This window comes from Pseudidiomarina piscicola, from assembly GCF_902806985.1.
GTDB classification, from domain to species: Bacteria; Pseudomonadota; Gammaproteobacteria; order Enterobacterales; family Alteromonadaceae; genus Pseudidiomarina; species Pseudidiomarina piscicola.
In genome coordinates this window covers 308,506-323,832 of sequence record NZ_CADCXY010000002.1, presented here as the reverse complement: position 1 = coordinate 323,832, position 15,327 = coordinate 308,506, and the positions used below count along the sequence as shown (strand labels likewise).

Annotated in this window: 14 protein-coding genes; 6 read left to right on the top strand and 8 right to left on the bottom strand. The window is 51.3% G+C overall.

Going from position 1 to position 15,327, the window contains the following annotated elements:
- Nucleotides 1-906 (bottom strand): glycine--tRNA ligase subunit alpha, encoded by a 906-nt coding sequence (gene glyQ, locus PSI9734_RS06335; protein WP_173920276.1) that lies wholly within the window; start codon nt 904-906, stop codon nt 1-3.
- An 84-nt stretch (nt 907-990) separates the two neighbouring features.
- On the opposite strand from glyQ, the gene PSI9734_RS06330 reads away from it, so the two are divergent.
- Both PSI9734_RS06330 and PSI9734_RS06325 read left to right on the top strand, forming a co-directional pair.
- Nucleotides 991-1,590, top strand: coding sequence for a DNA-3-methyladenine glycosylase I (locus tag PSI9734_RS06330; RefSeq protein WP_173920275.1), 600 nt, complete (start codon nt 991-993; stop codon nt 1,588-1,590).
- A gap of 7 nt (nt 1,591-1,597) precedes the next feature.
- Nucleotides 1,598-2,077, top strand: a complete 480-nt coding sequence (locus PSI9734_RS06325) for a GNAT family N-acetyltransferase (protein ID WP_173920274.1) — start codon at nt 1,598-1,600, stop codon at nt 2,075-2,077.
- Between the two features lie 11 nt (nt 2,078-2,088).
- On the opposite strand, the gene tusA is transcribed toward PSI9734_RS06325, so the two are convergent.
- The 3 genes from tusA to fadB all read right to left on the bottom strand — a co-directional run bounded on the left by tusA (nt 2,089) and on the right by fadB (nt 5,752).
- Nucleotides 2,089-2,340: a sulfurtransferase TusA gene (gene tusA / locus PSI9734_RS06320; RefSeq protein WP_173920273.1), complete on the bottom strand. Its 252-nt coding sequence runs from the start codon at nt 2,338-2,340 to the stop codon at nt 2,089-2,091.
- Nucleotides 2,341-2,432: 92 nt separating this feature from the next.
- Entirely contained in the window at nt 2,433-3,599 is a 1,167-nt protein-coding gene (gene fadA, locus PSI9734_RS06315; RefSeq protein ID WP_173920272.1) for an acetyl-CoA C-acyltransferase FadA, read from the bottom strand.
- 11 nt (nt 3,600-3,610) lie between these two features.
- On the bottom strand, nt 3,611-5,752 hold the full coding sequence (fadB, locus tag PSI9734_RS06310) for a fatty acid oxidation complex subunit alpha FadB (RefSeq protein WP_173920271.1): 2,142 nt from the start codon (nt 5,750-5,752) through the stop codon (nt 3,611-3,613).
- Between the two features lie 213 nt (nt 5,753-5,965).
- Here fadB and PSI9734_RS06305 point away from each other — a divergent pair, with 213 nt between their 5' ends.
- The 3 genes from PSI9734_RS06305 to PSI9734_RS06295 are packed head-to-tail and all read left to right on the top strand — an operon-like array spanning nt 5,966 to nt 9,980.
- The gene (locus PSI9734_RS06305) at nt 5,966-7,900 is read left to right on the top strand and encodes a transglycosylase SLT domain-containing protein (RefSeq protein ID WP_173920270.1); all 1,935 of its coding nucleotides are present in this window, start codon (nt 5,966-5,968) and stop codon (nt 7,898-7,900) included.
- Nucleotides 7,901-7,905: 5 nt separating this feature from the next.
- Nucleotides 7,906-8,538 carry a YigZ family protein gene (locus PSI9734_RS06300; protein ID WP_173920269.1) on the top strand — a complete coding sequence of 211 codons (633 nt, stop codon included), beginning with the start codon at nt 7,906-7,908 and terminating at the stop codon, nt 8,536-8,538.
- Nucleotides 8,529-9,980, top strand: coding sequence for a TrkH family potassium uptake protein (locus PSI9734_RS06295; RefSeq protein WP_173920268.1), 1,452 nt, complete (start codon nt 8,529-8,531; stop codon nt 9,978-9,980). The genes PSI9734_RS06300 and PSI9734_RS06295 overlap by 10 nt, the downstream gene beginning before the upstream one ends.
- On the opposite strand, the gene trkA is transcribed toward PSI9734_RS06295, so the two are convergent.
- Genes trkA through def form a run of 4 tightly spaced genes read right to left on the bottom strand, consistent with a single transcriptional unit; the run spans nt 9,977 to nt 14,110 of the window.
- Nucleotides 9,977-11,353, bottom strand: coding sequence for a Trk system potassium transporter TrkA (gene trkA / locus PSI9734_RS06290; protein ID WP_173920267.1), 1,377 nt, complete (start codon nt 11,351-11,353; stop codon nt 9,977-9,979). The genes PSI9734_RS06295 and trkA overlap by 4 nt on opposite strands.
- Entirely contained in the window at nt 11,353-12,654 is a 1,302-nt protein-coding gene (rsmB, locus tag PSI9734_RS06285) for a 16S rRNA (cytosine(967)-C(5))-methyltransferase RsmB (protein ID WP_173920266.1), read from the bottom strand. Before rsmB ends, trkA begins: the two co-directional genes overlap by 1 nt.
- Nucleotides 12,647-13,600: a methionyl-tRNA formyltransferase gene (gene fmt, locus PSI9734_RS06280; protein WP_173920265.1), complete on the bottom strand. Its 954-nt coding sequence runs from the start codon at nt 13,598-13,600 to the stop codon at nt 12,647-12,649. The genes rsmB and fmt overlap by 8 nt, the downstream gene beginning before the upstream one ends.
- Nucleotides 13,601-13,603: 3 nt before the next feature.
- Nucleotides 13,604-14,110: a peptide deformylase gene (gene def / locus PSI9734_RS06275; RefSeq protein ID WP_173920264.1), complete on the bottom strand. Its 507-nt coding sequence runs from the start codon at nt 14,108-14,110 to the stop codon at nt 13,604-13,606.
- Between the two features lie 81 nt (nt 14,111-14,191).
- On the opposite strand from def, the gene PSI9734_RS06270 reads away from it, so the two are divergent.
- Nucleotides 14,192-15,304: a LysM peptidoglycan-binding domain-containing protein gene (locus PSI9734_RS06270; protein ID WP_173920263.1), complete on the top strand. Its 1,113-nt coding sequence runs from the start codon at nt 14,192-14,194 to the stop codon at nt 15,302-15,304.
- Nucleotides 15,305-15,327: the final 23 nt, after the last annotated feature.

Here is a 15,327-nt window from a genome sequence, read left to right as displayed (position 1 = left end):
TTAAGCTCCTTGCTCAGCGAGAGGGAAACCAAGCGCTTCGCGCGCTGCGTAATAGGCCTCGGCACAACCCTTGGCCATGGTACGAACTCGGAGAATATAACGCTGCCGTTCAGTGACCGAGATGGCATGACGGGCATCAAGTAAATTAAACGCATGGGAGGCACGCATAACTTGCTCATATGCGGGTAATGGCAAGTTGTGTGTTAGTAAGCGTTCACATTCTTTCTCGCAAGAGTCGAATCGTTCGAACAGAACGTCGACATCCGCATGCTCGAAGTTGTAGGTTGATTGCTCGACTTCGTTTTGGTGAAACACGTCGCGATACAAGAGGGTTCCGCGTGGCCCGTCCGTCCACACCAGGTCGTAGATGCTATCAACGCCTTGAATATACATTGCCAAGCGTTCTAGACCATAGGTGATTTCACCGGCGACGGGTCGACATTCAAGCCCACCTACCTGCTGAAAGTAAGTAAACTGCGTTACTTCCATGCCGTTGAGCCAAACTTCCCAACCTAACCCCCAAGCGCCTAAGGTGGGCGATTCCCAGTTGTCTTCGACAAAGCGGATATCGTGCACCAAGGGATCAAAGCCTAACAACTCCAAGGACCCTAAATAGAGTTCCTGAATGTTCTTTGGCGATGGCTTGAGAATGACTTGGAATTGATAGTAGTGCTGTAACCGGTTTGGATTTTCGCCATAGCGGCCGTCAGTTGGACGGCGGCAAGGTTGTACATAGGCAAAGTTCGCAGGCTCAGGCCCTACGGCGCGCAAAAAGGTCATGGGATGGAAGGTTCCGGCACCGACTTCCATATCCAGAGGTTGCACAATGGCACATCCTTGTTGCGCCCAGTAATCTTGGAGCGCGAGGATGAGACCCTGAAAGGTTTTTACATCATAGCTGGCCATGTGTTGTTCTCGTGCTGATTTTTAATCGAAAGTGGCGTAAATTATACCCTTTGTTGGCCTAGGGTTACAGGAGCAGGTGCAAAAATGACAGCGAGTGTACATCGATGCCAATGGTGTGGGACCGATCCGCAGTACATGGCCTATCACGATAACGTCTGGGGCAGGCCTGTGGCAGACAGTCAGGAACTGTTCGCCAAACTATGCTTGGATGGTCAACAAGCGGGGTTAAGTTGGCTTACCATCTTGCGTAAACAGGCTAATTACGAAGCGGCTTTTTGCGACTTCGACCCGGAGCGGATCCTGCAGTTGCCAGAAAGCTATAAAGAACAACTGATGCAGAACTCCGGAATTGTCCGGAATCGCTTAAAAATAGAGTCGATATTCAAAAACGCCCGGGCCTATAGTGAGTTGCGCGATCAAGGACAGCCATTTAATCAATTTTTGTGGGGCTTTAGCGATGGAATGCCAAGAATCTTCGCCCGCCAAGGGGGCGACATCCCCACCTCAGATGAAGTTTCTGCTACTATGGCTAAAGCCCTGAAGAAAGCAGGCTTTAGCTTTGTTGGGACAACTATATGTTACGCCTTTATGCAGGCTGTTGGCATGGTCAACGATCATGTTGTTGACTGTCATTGCTATAGCGACGTTTGCGATGAAATGCGCCGCTTTTCCTTAACTAAATGAGATAGACATGGTCGACATTATTTTAGCCGATTATCAAAACCCTAAACATCGTCAAGCGGTGGTTGCAATGCTTGATGATTACGCACGTGATCCAATGGGGGGTGGCGAGCCATTACCGGATTCGACGAAAGAAAGTCTGGTAGACGAAATGGCCAAGCGTGATTATGTATTTTCACTGCTGGCCTATGTAGACGATGAGCCTGTAGGCCTCGCAAACTGCGTTGAAGGGTTTTCCACGTTTGCTGCAAAACCCGTTATGAATATTCACGATATAGCCGTTATCGAAGGCTTTCGCGGGCAGGGCATTGCTAAACGATTACTTCAAGAAGTGGCGACCTTGGCGGAATTTCGCGGCTGCGTAAAACTGACGCTTGAAGTATTAGAGGGCAACGAGCCGGCAAAAGTTGCCTATGAAAAATTTGGTTTTGAACCCTACAAGCTAGACGAAGCGACAGGAAAAGCCGAGTTCTGGCAAAAGTACCTATAGTTCGGCCGCTCTTACGTACCCTTGCGAATAAGGTAACGGTAAGGTGCTTGTGTGGTCTCAGCTTGAAGCAGTTGATGGTCCATAAAGCGACAAAAACTTGGAATGTCACGGGTCGTCGCCGGGTCATCGGCAATGACCTCAAGTACCGCACCAGCTTCGAGTTTGCGAATCGCCAGCCGGATCATCATCACCGGCTCGGGGCAGCGTAACCCAAGGGTATCGAGCTTTTCTGTAATGGCTTCAGACACCTGTATTGCTCCCATTCTAGCTTTGGTGGTAGGAATAAAAAAACGCCGTAACAGCAACTGTTACGGCGTTTTATTTTACGCCAAAAGCTTGGCCAGCAAAAGAGCGCTTAGCTCATCCGCTCGTATACCGTAGCGATGCCTTGACCAAGACCAATACACATGGTGGCGACACCAAGCGTTGCGTCTTTATCTTCCATTAGGTTGATCAGTGTGGTTGAGATCCGCGCACCTGAACAGCCGAGTGGATGACCCAACGCAATAGCACCACCATTGAGGTTCACTTTTTCGTCCATTTGGTCGAGTAACCCAAGGCCTTTCAAGACCGGCAGTGACTGCGCGGCAAAGGCTTCGTTGAGTTCGAACAAATCGATATCATTGATGCTCAAGCCTGCGCGCTGCAAGGCTTTCTTGGTGGCGGGTACAGGGCCAAAGCCCATAATAGATGGATCACAACCAGCCACTGCCATCGCGCGAATTCTCACCCGCGGTGTTAAGCCCAAAGCCTTGGCCTTATCTGCCGACATGATAAGTGTCGCAGCGGCACCATCTGAAAGCGCTGATGAGGTGCCGGCGGTGACCGTACCATTGGCAGGATCAAATACTGGACGCAGCTGCGCTAAACCTTCTGCGGTTGTTTCTGGGCGAATTACTTCGTCGTCTTTGATCAGGCGTAATACACCGTCGGCGTCGTGTCCTTGAATAGGCAGGATCTCGTTCGCAAACCGACCTTCGGTGGTTGCGGCGTGAGCGCGCGCATGTGAACGCGCACCAAAGGCGTCCTGTGCAGCGCGGTCAACGTCAAATTTACGAGCCAGCAATTCAGCGGTCATACCCATTGAGCCTGATGCACGTGCCACCGACTTGTTCATACCAGGATGAAAGTCGATACCATGCGTCATGGGTACATGGCCCATATGCTCGACACCACCAGCGATAAAGATTTCACCATCGCCAGCCATAATAGCCCGCGTTGCATCATGAATGGCCTGCATTGATGAACCGCATAAACGGTTCACAGTGACGCCTGCCACATGATGTGGAATGCCTGCAATTAACGCCGCGTTACGTGCGATATTAAAGCCTTGTTCTAAGGTTTGCTGAACACAGCCCCAATAAATATCTTCCAGTTCTTTAACGTCTACTTGAGGGTTGCGTTCAAGCAACCCTTTCATCAGTTCTGCTGATAAGTCTTCAGCTCGGACGTTACGGAATACACCATTTTTAGAGCGCCCCATTGGGGTGCGAATACAGTCGACTATAACTACGTCTTTCATAATTTCCTCCGTTAGCCCGCAAAGTACGATTTATTGGCTTTAGCCATTTCGCGCAGGCCATCGGTGACTTGATACATCTCGCCCAGATGCGCGTATTTGTCAGCAAGTTCGACGAACTTCGCTAAACCTACGGTTTCTAAGTAACGGAAAGGTCCGCCGCGGAACGGTGGAAATCCTAACCCGTAAAGCAAGGCGATATCACATTCGGCGGCTGAATTGATAATGCCCTCTTCGAGGCATCGAACACACTCATTCACCATTGGAATCATGGTCCGTTCGATCACTTCGTCGGCACTGAACTCTTTACCGGTTATGCCTAGCATTTCGTAAACTTCAGGGGCTTTTTCTTTACTTGGACGACCTTTTTTGTCGACACCGTAATTATAAAAGCCTTTACCGTTCTTCTGACCGTAGCGCTCAGCGGCTGCCAACTTGGCGATGGCGCTACTGGTATCGCGCGGCATGCGCGATGGGAAACCGTCGGCCATCACCTCGGTACAATGATCAGCAGTATCAATACCTACCACATCCGATAGGTAGGCTGGGCCCATCGGCCAGCCGTACTGACGTTCCATGACTTTATCGATAGCCGCAAAGTCGGCACCTTCGTCGACCATGCCAGCGAAGCCAGCAAGGTATGGGAAGAGTACGCGATTGACCAAGAAGCCAGGGCAGTCATTCACCACAATAGCGGTTTTACCCATCCGAGAAGCATAAGCAACTACCGCTGCTACGGTCTCGTCTGAGGTTTTTTCGCCACGAATCACTTCCACTAAAGGCATCTTGTGCACAGGGTTAAAGAAGTGCATACCACAGAAGCGTGATGGATCTTTAAGGTTCTTGGCTAAACGGTCGATGGAAATAGTTGAGGTATTCGACACGATAATTGCATCGTCGGCGACGACGTCTTCCATTTGCGCCAATACTTTACCCTTGATATCTGGGTTCTCAACAACGGCCTCAACCACAATATCAACGTTTTTCACTGCATCATCAAGCAGCGTAGGGGTGATAGAAGATAGCACCTTGGCCATTTTCTTATGGTCGATTTTGCCGCGCGATACCATTTTGCCAAGTATCTTGCTGGCTTCGTCCATGCCTTGGTCGAGTGCGTCTTGACGAATATCTTTCATCACCACGGGTACGCCCTTGTAGGCCGACTGATAGGCAATTCCGCCCCCCATGATGCCGGCACCAAGCACGGCGGCTGTGTTGATTTCTTTAGTGGCCTGTTTACCGGCTTTTTTGGCCTTGCTCTTGACGAACTGGTCGGCCATAAAAATACCCACTTGGGCATGACAAGCATCGGTTTGAGTGAGGCCAACAAAGGCTTCGTTTTCCGCATTTAAGGCTTCTTCGCGATGCGAACGTGCACCTTGCTCGATAGCTTTGATCGCCGCATGCGGTGCTGGATAGTGTTTACCTGCCTTGGCCGCGATCATGCCTTTAGCGGTTACCAGCGTCATGGTCAACTCGGTGTCATTCGCTTGTAATGGGTCAAGTTTCGGTTGGCGCTTGGCTTGCCAGTCAAGGTCACCGTCGATTGCTTGCGCAACCATATCTAAAGCAGCGTCGCGTAGTTTTTCTGGCGCGACGACGGCATCAACAAGCCCGACTTTTTGCGCGCTAGCGGCCGAATTGTTTTTACCGGTGGTAATCCACTCAAGGGCATTGTCGGGACCAATGATACGCGGTAAGCGCATGGTGCCACCGAACCCTGGGATCAGCCCCAGTTTTACTTCCGGTAGACCGATGGTTGCAGTGGTGTCAGCCACCCGGTAGTCACATGCAAGTGTCGCTTCACAACCGCCACCAAGGGCAAAGCCAGTGATCGCTGCGACCGTCGGTACCGGTAAGTCTTCAAGTTGGTCGAAAACCCGCGAGGCTTTGTGAACCCACTTTTTGGTATGTTCGATATCGGCAAATAGAGTTTGGAATTCAGTGATATCTGCACCTACAATGAATGTAGGTTTGCTGCTGGTGACGATAACGCCACGAAGGTCTTTGGTTTCGGCGAGTTGCGCTAAAGCCTGACTGAATTCTTCCAAGGTTTTCTGGTCAAATTTGTTGACAGAGCCTGCCGCTGCAAACTGCAGCTCAGCGATACCGTCAGAAACAAACTCGACCCGAATGCTATCACCCTGATAAATCATATATGGTCTCCTGATTTTCAGATTGCGCTCGGTTAGCGTATGATTCAAAGTCACATCACTTAAAACATAAGTTGTGATTCTAAGTAGTGACAAGAGTTTGGCCCGATTAGGTCCATTTTTCAATAACTATTTAAACGTGCGTTTGAAATTATGCAGTCAATTCGAACAAAGTTATGTGCGTTACTCTTTACAGCGGTTTTCGCAACCGCTGTTATGGCTGAGCCTAAAATTCATGATCCCTTATTAGCTGGGGGCGATCAGCGTGAAATGCAACGGCAGCTGTTCGTTAAAGCAGAGTATGCGGCAAAACGAGGTCGCTTAAGCGAGTATCAGCAACTGCTCGACGAGTTGGTCGGCTACCCGTTGCTACCTTACCTAGAATTGGAACGTTTACAGCAAGTTGGCTACGTAGCGAATGAAGCGCGCGTGCAAGAATTTTTTGCCGCAATGAAGGGCACCCCGTTAGATTGGCAGTTGCGTTACCCATGGCTTGACTACCTTGCGAAAAACAACGAGCAGCAGCGGTTTTTGCGCGATTTTATTTACCCAGGACGCCTTGAGCACAGGTGCTATTTTTGGCGCTTTACCCTAGCGCAAGAAACCCAACCTAAAGCTGCCGTGATGCGCGCTGTTGATCAGCTATGGTTAACGGGCGAGTCACTGCCGAAGGCCTGTGACCCTTTATTAGCCACTTGGACCGCGGACGGGCGCCGCACCGACGACAAAGTTTGGCAACGGGCGAAACTCGCAGCCGAAGATGGCAAGCACACCCTTTTACCTTACCTAGCGAAGCTCGTTGATGCGCCCACCGATGCATTAATCAAGCACTACCGAAGTGTGCGCCGCAATCCAGCAAACCTGGTCCGAGAACTCGATGAACTGGCGACGCTTGCTGCCATGCCAGATGCCACTTCGGGGCCGCGCGTCGCCAGTATTGTGACGTACGCGCTGGGGCGGCTCATTTGGCGTGACCCAGATATTGCTATTAGAACCTTCAATCAATTGCCGAGCGCTATTGTGCTTAGTGCGGCACAGCAGACGTCGCTACAGCAGCAGTTTGCCGTGGCGCTGAGCGCGAAAGATCATGCCCAAGCGGGCGTTTGGTTGGCGCAGGTTGAGCCGGGCCAACAAACCGCCGCCACCATGCAATGGCAGTTGGCGGAGTGGGTACGTGAAGCAAACTGGCAAACGCTCATTGAAAACCCAGTGGCCACGATGGGCGTCGACGCCGAGCAAGCGCAATGGCTCTACTGGAGGGCGCGGGCGTTGGCGGAAACCGGCCAGCAAAAGCAGGCCGAGGCCATGTACAAGCGTATTGCGAAACAGCGTAGTTATTATGGGTTTTTAGCAGCCAGCAAGCTGCAGCAGCCTTTGCATTTAGCCCGTGAAAAGTTGCGTTACAGCGCATCAGAAATGGAAGCAACGCGAGCCTTACCCGCTGTGCAGCGAGCCTACGAGTTTCTGCAGTTAGAGCGTTATATTGATGCGCGTCGTGAATGGTATCAACTACTGCAAATCTCTGAGCCACGGCAACAGGAACTGTTGGCCGCTTTGGCATCGCAATGGGGCTGGCACGATCAGGCTATTTATACCTTAGGACAACTAGGTGAATTCGGTGCCATTGAACAACGTTTCCCGTTAGCTTATGCCGAAGAGCATCGTGAGAACGCCCAAGCGGCCGGCATCGATGCAAGTTGGGCCTTTGCCATTTCTCGGCGCGAGAGTGCGTTTCGCTTTGATGCCTATTCACATGCCGGCGCGCACGGGCTGATGCAGCTTTTGCCAAGCACCGCCAAATATATTGGTAAACGCGACTACGCACGCCATGATTTACAGTCGGCAAGTGTCAATATTCGGCTTGGTACACGCTACCTAGCCGACCTAAAACGCCGCCTCGGCGGTAACTGGGTTGTGGCTACAGCCGCCTATAATGGCGGTATTTATCGCGTGGTTGATTGGGTTCCTGAGCAGGCCATGGCGATCGATCGATGGATTGAAACCATCCCCTATCGAGAAACTCGAAATTATGTGAAGAACGTATTGGCGTATCAGCAAATTTATCTGCTGTTAGAGGAAGACCAGCCGCCACAAAACCGCTTTACTGAACTGGCCGAGATGACGATCGATAAAACCACATTAGGGCTTTAAAGCGCATGGCGAAGTATTGGATACCCGCAGCAACCACTGTTGCAGAAATTGAAATAAAAAACAGTCGCTTTATTACGTCATTACAGTGGGTTACCTCTGCCGCAGAGCACCAAGCGCATATTCGCAGTTGCCAGCAGCAATGGCCTGGTGCGAATCATTATTGCAGTGCCAGTGTGTTTGCCGCCCCCGACGATAGCCAAGCTTATGCCATGAGTGATGATGGCGAACCGAGTGGTACGGCGGGGCGACCCATGCTAACGGTTTTGCTAAATAGTGGTCTGGGGGAAGTATCGGCCGTGGTGGTGCGTTATTTTGGCGGCGTTAAGCTCGGCACCGGCGGCTTACAACGCGCCTATACCCAGGCGACCTTAACGGCACTTGAACAATTACCAAAAACCGAAAAAATAATTCGCAAATCAGCCTATTTACACTACGATTATGCCGATCAAAAAGTTGTTTCACATTGTCTGGCGCAGTACGATGCCATTACGGAGCGACAAGACTTTGCGGCAACCATTGAACAACAAATTGCGTTGCCGGAGCAACAATTTGAAGATCTTGCGACCGCATTAAAAAACGCGACACAAGGGCGTGTCGCACTAAAAAAACATCAAACTGGGGATAATTCGTGCGCCTAAGAGGTATTCTTCGCATACTGGGGCTATTGATATGCGTATTTAGCGTCACCTTACTGCCACCGGCAGCGGTTGCCATTATTTATGGTGACGGCGGTGGTACCGCCTTTGCCTTAGCCTTTGCGATCAGCCTGTTTATCGGTTTCTTGGTGTGGTACCCCAACCGTAAAGAGCATTCCGACTTAAAAGTTCGAGATGGTTTCTTGCTGACAGTTTTGTTCTGGACCGTGCTAGGCATGGTCGGGGTGATGCCGTTATGGTTTGCCGAAGAGCTGCCGTTGTCGTTTACCGATGCGGTATTCGAATCTTTTTCCGGTTTAACAACCACTGGCGCGACGGTCATTCAAGGTATTGAAACCTTGCCACACAGCTTGATGTTTTACCGCCAGCAACTGCAGTGGTTAGGTGGTATGGGTATCATCGTGCTCGCTGTCGCTATTTTACCCATGCTAGGCATTGGTGGTATGCAGCTTTACCGCGCGGAAATTCCAGGGCCGCAGAAAGACACCAAAATGACCCCCCGCATTGCCGATACCGCGAAGCACCTCTGGTACATTTACGTCGCGCTGACGGCGGCGTGTGCGGTGGCCTATCACCTGGCTGGAATGAGCTGGTTCGATGCCATAAGTCATGCGTTTTCAACCATCGCCGTTGGCGGCTTTAGTACCTACGATGCCAGCATGGGGTATTTCGACAGCAGCACGATTAATACCATCTGTGTGGTCTTTCTTATTCTTTCGTCGATCAACTTCGCTATTCACTACGCCTCGATAACTGGGCGTTCGTTGATGAGCTATGTGCGCGATCCTGAAGTGAGAGCGTTTTTGGGCATTCAGCTAACCCTTATTGCCATTGTTTTTATTACTGTATTAGCGCACCGAGAGTTCACTTCGACCGGTACGGCGTTTAATCAGGCGATGTTTCAGGCGGTTTCGATTAGCACCACGGCCGGGTTTGCGACAACAGATTTCGCTTCGTGGCCATTATTTCTGCCAATCATGCTCATTTTTGCCAGTTTCATTGGTGGCTGCGCCAGCTCTACCGCAGGTGGTTTGAAAGTGGTGCGTGTGGTTTTACTTTTCCGCCAAGGGGTGCGCGAGCTTAACCGCTTAGTTCACCCCGCGGGAGTGTACTCGGTAAAACTTGGGAATCGCATTTTACCCGCTCGGGTTGTCGAAGCTATTTGGGGCTTCTTTGCGGCCTATGCGCTGGTATTCGTGGTGGTTATGTTGGGGCTTCTGGCGACCGGATTAGACGATATTACGGCGTTTTCTGCAACCGCTGCTTGCCTAAATAACTTGGGGCCAGGATTAGGTGATGTCGCAGCAAACTATGCAACGATTCCAGATACAGCGAAATGGCTGCTCGTTATTGCGATGCTTTTTGGTCGCTTAGAAGTTTTCACTATTTTGGTTTTGCTTACGCCTACCTTCTGGCGCTCCTAAAAGAACAGGGCGCTTGGTTGGAACAGGCGCTCGACTTCGCGGATATACTTTTTATCGACCAAAAACAAAATAACATGGTCATCGGCATGTAGCACCGTATCGTCGTGGGCAATCATAACTTCGTTGCCGCGAACAATGGCGCCAATGGTGGTGCCCGGCGGCAGTTTAATTTCACTAATTGATCGGCCGACTACTTTCGAGGTTTTTTCGTCGCCATGCGCAATCGCCTCAATGGCTTCTGCCGCACCTTTTCGCAGTGAGTAGGCATTTACAATATCACCTTTGCGGATCAGTGAAAGGAGTGCCGAAACGGTCGCGCGTTGGGGTGAAATTGCGATGTCGATCACGCCATCCTGCACCAAGTCAACGTACGCCTGGCGCTGAATTAACACCATGGTTTTCTTGGCGCCCATCTTCTTCGCTAGCATTGCCGACATGATATTGGCTTCATCGTCGTTGGTGACCGCAATAAACACATCAACATCTTCAATGTGTTCATCGCCAAGCAGAAGGCTGTCTGAGGCATCCCCTTCTAACACTAGCGTGTGACTGAACTTTTCATCAAGCATTAGGGCGCGCTCAGCATTACGCTCAATCAATTTAACGTTGTGGTTTTCTTCCAGTAAGCGGGCCAAACCTGAACCGATATTGCCGCCCCCTGCGATCATGATGCGGCGGTATTGATGCTCGAGTTTCTGCATCTCCTCCATCACCATCCGCACATAGCGCGTATCGGTAATGAAAAATACTTCGTCGCCGGCTTCAATAATGGTAGTGCCCATGGGGCGAATCGCTTGGCCTTGTCGAAAGATAGCCGCAACGCGGGTTTCTACATTCGGCATGTGCTCTTTCAACGAGGAGATAGCATGGCCAACCAATTTACCACCGTAATAAGCCTTTACTGCGACTAAACTCGCTCGCCCTTTGGCGAACTCCATCACCTGCAGAGCGCCGGGATAATCAACCAAGCGTTTAATGTAGTGGGTTACTTGCTGTTCTGGCGAAATAGTATGGTCAACGGGAACATCGTCTTTATGGAATAACTGATCTTTAAAGTCGATGTACTCTTCTGATCGAATACGTGCGATTCGTTTCGGGGTGCGAAACAGGGTATAGGCAATTTGGCAGGCCATCATGTTGGTTTCGTCACTTGGTGTCACTGCGATGAGCATGTCGGCGTCTTCACAGCCAGCATTGCGCAACACCCGAGGGTGCGCCGCATGACCTTGCACGGTGCGAATGTCGTGACTATCCGAGAGGATGCTTAAGCGCGCATTGTCGGTGTCCACAACGGTAATATCGTTGTCTTCACCGACGAGGTTCTCAGCGAGCGTGCCGCCCACTTGTCCACCACCAAGAATGACTATTTTCATTAATGCTTGTCCACGATTGCGTAAAAGAAGCCGTCACCGTCCTGCTCACCTGGCAGCCGTTGCCAGCAGGTCGCGCCATCGGGGGCGGTCGCTTGCGGTTTTGCATCTGCGTGACGCTGACAGAATGCTTCTATTTGCTGTTGATTTTCGCTCGGCAGTATCGAGCAGGTTGCATAAACTAACCTACCACCAGGGCGCAACAATGACCAGAGACGGTCCAGCAAAGCTGCTTGGATTTCAACCAAGGCTTCAATATCGCTTGCTCGGCGTAACCATTTGATATCTGGGTGGCGACGAATGACTCCGGTCGCAGAGCAGGGGGCATCGAGCAATATACGATCGTACTGTTCACCATCCCACCAGGTTTCGGGCTGTCCGGCATCACCGGTAAGTATGTTCGCTTGATGGCGTAAGCGCGTAAGGTTTTCCTCGACGCGCTGTAGACGCTTGGCATCAATATCAAGGGCATGTACGGTCGCCGACGGTGTAAGCTCAAGAATATGTGCTGTTTTACCCCCAGGGGCTGCGCAGCAGTCGAGCACACGTTGCTCAGGCTGAGTGTTTAACAACTGCGCGGCGTATTGGGCTGAACAATCTTGTACAGAGAACCAGCCTTCGGCAAACCCAGGCAGCTGGCGCACGTCGACGGCTTTCTCTAGCTTTAAGGCGCTGGGTAGGGCGGCAATGTCTTCACTTACGACGAGTTCTGCATCGTAATTTTCGAGCTCCTGTCGAAATTCAGCCACGCTGATTTGCTGAGTATTCACCCGCAGCCACATGGGTGCTTGGATATTATTGGCGGCGAATACCTGCGATGCTTGCTCAGGGTAGGCAGCTGTTATGGCGTCGGCCAGCCAGCGAGGGTGCCCATGTTGCAGTTCTGGTTTCGTCGCAAATTCAGCTAGCAGTTGTTCTCGCTGGCGCTGTAAATTTCGCAGCACTGCGTTGATGAGCCCTTTTTGACGGCGCTTTTTGAGTCGCTCCGTGGCTTCTACGGTGGCCGATACCGCCGCATGGTCAGAGGTTCCCATAAATAGAAGTTGGTAAGCGCCCACTAACAGCAGGTGGTGCAGTATAACCAGATCTTTCTTGAGCGGCGACGTTAAAAATCGGGTTGTTGCAGCGTTCAATAACGGTAGATTTCGCAGCACACCAAAGCACAAGGATTGCACCATTGCGCGATCACGTGGCTCAAGGTTTGCGGTTGCCTCAGGTAAGGCTTGGGACATTGACTTACCGTGTTCGAGCACTTGTGCAAGTACCCGCGCTGCAGCAGCTCTTGAGGTTGCGCCTTTACTCATCAGTGGTTCCTTGTAGCACGGTGCCTAGGCTGAACCAATCGCTGCGGCCATTGAGAAACTCGCTTGCGGACATAGCTTTTTTGCCCGGCGGCTGAAGCTCGGTGATGACCAATGCTTGATCAGCGGTCTGTATGACAATACCGTGCTTGTCAGCCGCAAGCACAGTGCCTGGGGCTTCGGAGGCGTCGCTGGCTAGCGTTTCCGCGCGCCAAACTTTAACGACCCCTTTTGCGGTCGCAAGCCACGCCATCGGCCAAGGGTTGAATGCTCTTACCCAGCGCTCCAGCACTGTCGCCGGCTGTTGCCAGTCAAGTTCGGCTTCGGCCTTCGATAGTTTCTGGGCATAGGTCACCAGAGCTTCATCTTGGGGCTTCGCGGCGCTAAGGAACTTCGGCAAATCGGCAAGGGTTTGCAAGAGCGCTTGCGGGCCGAGTTCGGCGAGCTTTGCATACAAGGACGCCGAGGTATCATCGGCGGCAATAGGCAACTCACGACTAAGCAACACCGGACCCGTGTCTAACCCCGCCTCCATTTGCATAATGGCAACGCCTGCTGCGCTATCACCGGCCCATATACTTCGTTGGATGGGGGCGGCACCGCGCCATCTTGGTAGCAACGAGCCGTGCACGTTGACACAGCCAAATTGTGGTATGCGCAACACTGCAGCCGGAAGAATTAAGCCATAGGCGACCACCACCATGACATCTGCGTGGTAACTTGCCAGTTGCGCTTGTGCGTCGGCATCTTTGAGTGACATGGGTTGTTCAACGGGAAGCCCGTGCTGCAAGGCAAGCTGCTTCACTGCGCTCGCTTGTAACTTTTTACCACGCCCGGCAGGCCGATCAGGTTGGGTATAGACTGCCACCACCTCATGAGAGCCATCGGCTAACAGCGCAGCTAAATGGCCCGCGGCGAAGTCTGGTGTACCTGCAAAGACAATGCGCATGAATTAATTCGCACCTAAGCGAGCTTCTTTTTCAAGCTTTTTGCGTATCCGATTACGCTTCAGAGGCGATAGGTAATCGACAAAAAGTTTGCCATTTAGATGATCAATCTCGTGTTGAATACAAATCGCCAGTAGCCCTTCGGCATCCATGGTAAATGACTCGCCGTTGCGGTTCAGGGCCGTGACCGTGATAGTTTCCGCGCGCTCGACTTTGGCGTAAACACCAGGAAACGATAAACAACCCTCATCATTTGCGAACAATCCGTCTTTTTTTGTAATCTCAGGATTAATAAAAACTAACGGTTCGCTCTGATCTTCACTACAATCAGCGATGAAAAGTCGTTTATGGACATTGACTTGTGTGGCTGCAAGGCCTACACCATTAGAGTCGTACATAGTTTCGAACATGGTGTCGATGGTTTCACGCAAACTATCATCTACACTTGTAATAGGTTCTGCGACGGTGCGTAAGCGTTCGTCTGGATACTTTAAAATCGTTAAATTAGTCATAACTCATCATTCGTTAGTTTCATCTTGGTTAATTTTAACGTAATTTGGGGATGAAAACACGAGTTTACAATGGAGCTCAACATGGCTACCTGGCAATTCCAAGCGATTGCGGTCATCGGCTTTTTGCTATTACCTTCAGCAACGGCGTTCGCAACCCAACAAAATGAGACGTCGGCAACAACAGCGACGAGCGGCGATGTGATTCGTTTACGTGAAGACGCACCGCGCGAATATGTGGTAAAGAAAGGCGATACGCTTTGGGATATTTCTGAACTTTATCTCAATGATCCTTGGCATTGGCCGGAATTGTGGCGGCTCAATGATGATATCGCAAACCCACATTTAATTTATCCCGGTGATCGTCTTTACCTATCCTGGGTCAATGGTCGGCCGCAGCTTAGTCGCAAGCAAGTGAAAACGCTATCGCCCGAGGGGCTGCTCGAATCGAAAGGAAACCCGATACCAACCTTCGACCGCGACGCTCTTTCGCCGTTTATTAGCGCGCACCATATTGCGACGGCAGAAGAATTAGCAGCAATGCCACGCATTCTGGGTGACAACCGCGGTGCGCCACGCCTCAATGGCATGGCGCCGGTGTACATCGATGGCGCGGTTGAGTTGAACGAAAAGTACCGCGTCTTTACACCGGTCGAGCAAATGGGCCCTTACGCCTTGCTGCGCGATGTTTCTGGCGTACGCGTCACTTATCAGCACACCAACACGATTGAGGGTGAATTAATTAAACCCCAACGTGAAATTCGTCGCGGTGATGTGGTGTTACCTCCACAGCCAACTGAGTTGCCGGAAATTATCCGCGCCACCTCGGGAGCTGACGTCGATGGCTACGTGGTAGGCACCTTGGATGCACAAGAAAAACAAGGTAAATACAACATTGTGGTGCTGGATAAAGGCAGTAGCCAGGGGGTTACCGTGGGGCAAATGTTCCAAGCGTTGCGACCTGGGGTTGATGTATTTACCGAGAAGCGAGTTCCGGAGGCCGCAAACCCTTATAAGCCTTATGACAATTTATCGCGTGACTGGCGCCAAACGCAGCGTCTTCCGGCGCGCGCAACAGCGGAACTGCTCGTGATAAAAACCTTCCCTGAAATGAGTATGGCGATAGTCGTGGAGTCCCATGAATGGTTTGAAGTTGGCGCCTATTTTATACCTAAGAAACTTATTTCAGATCAGTAACTAACCTTATTCGAAGCACAAGG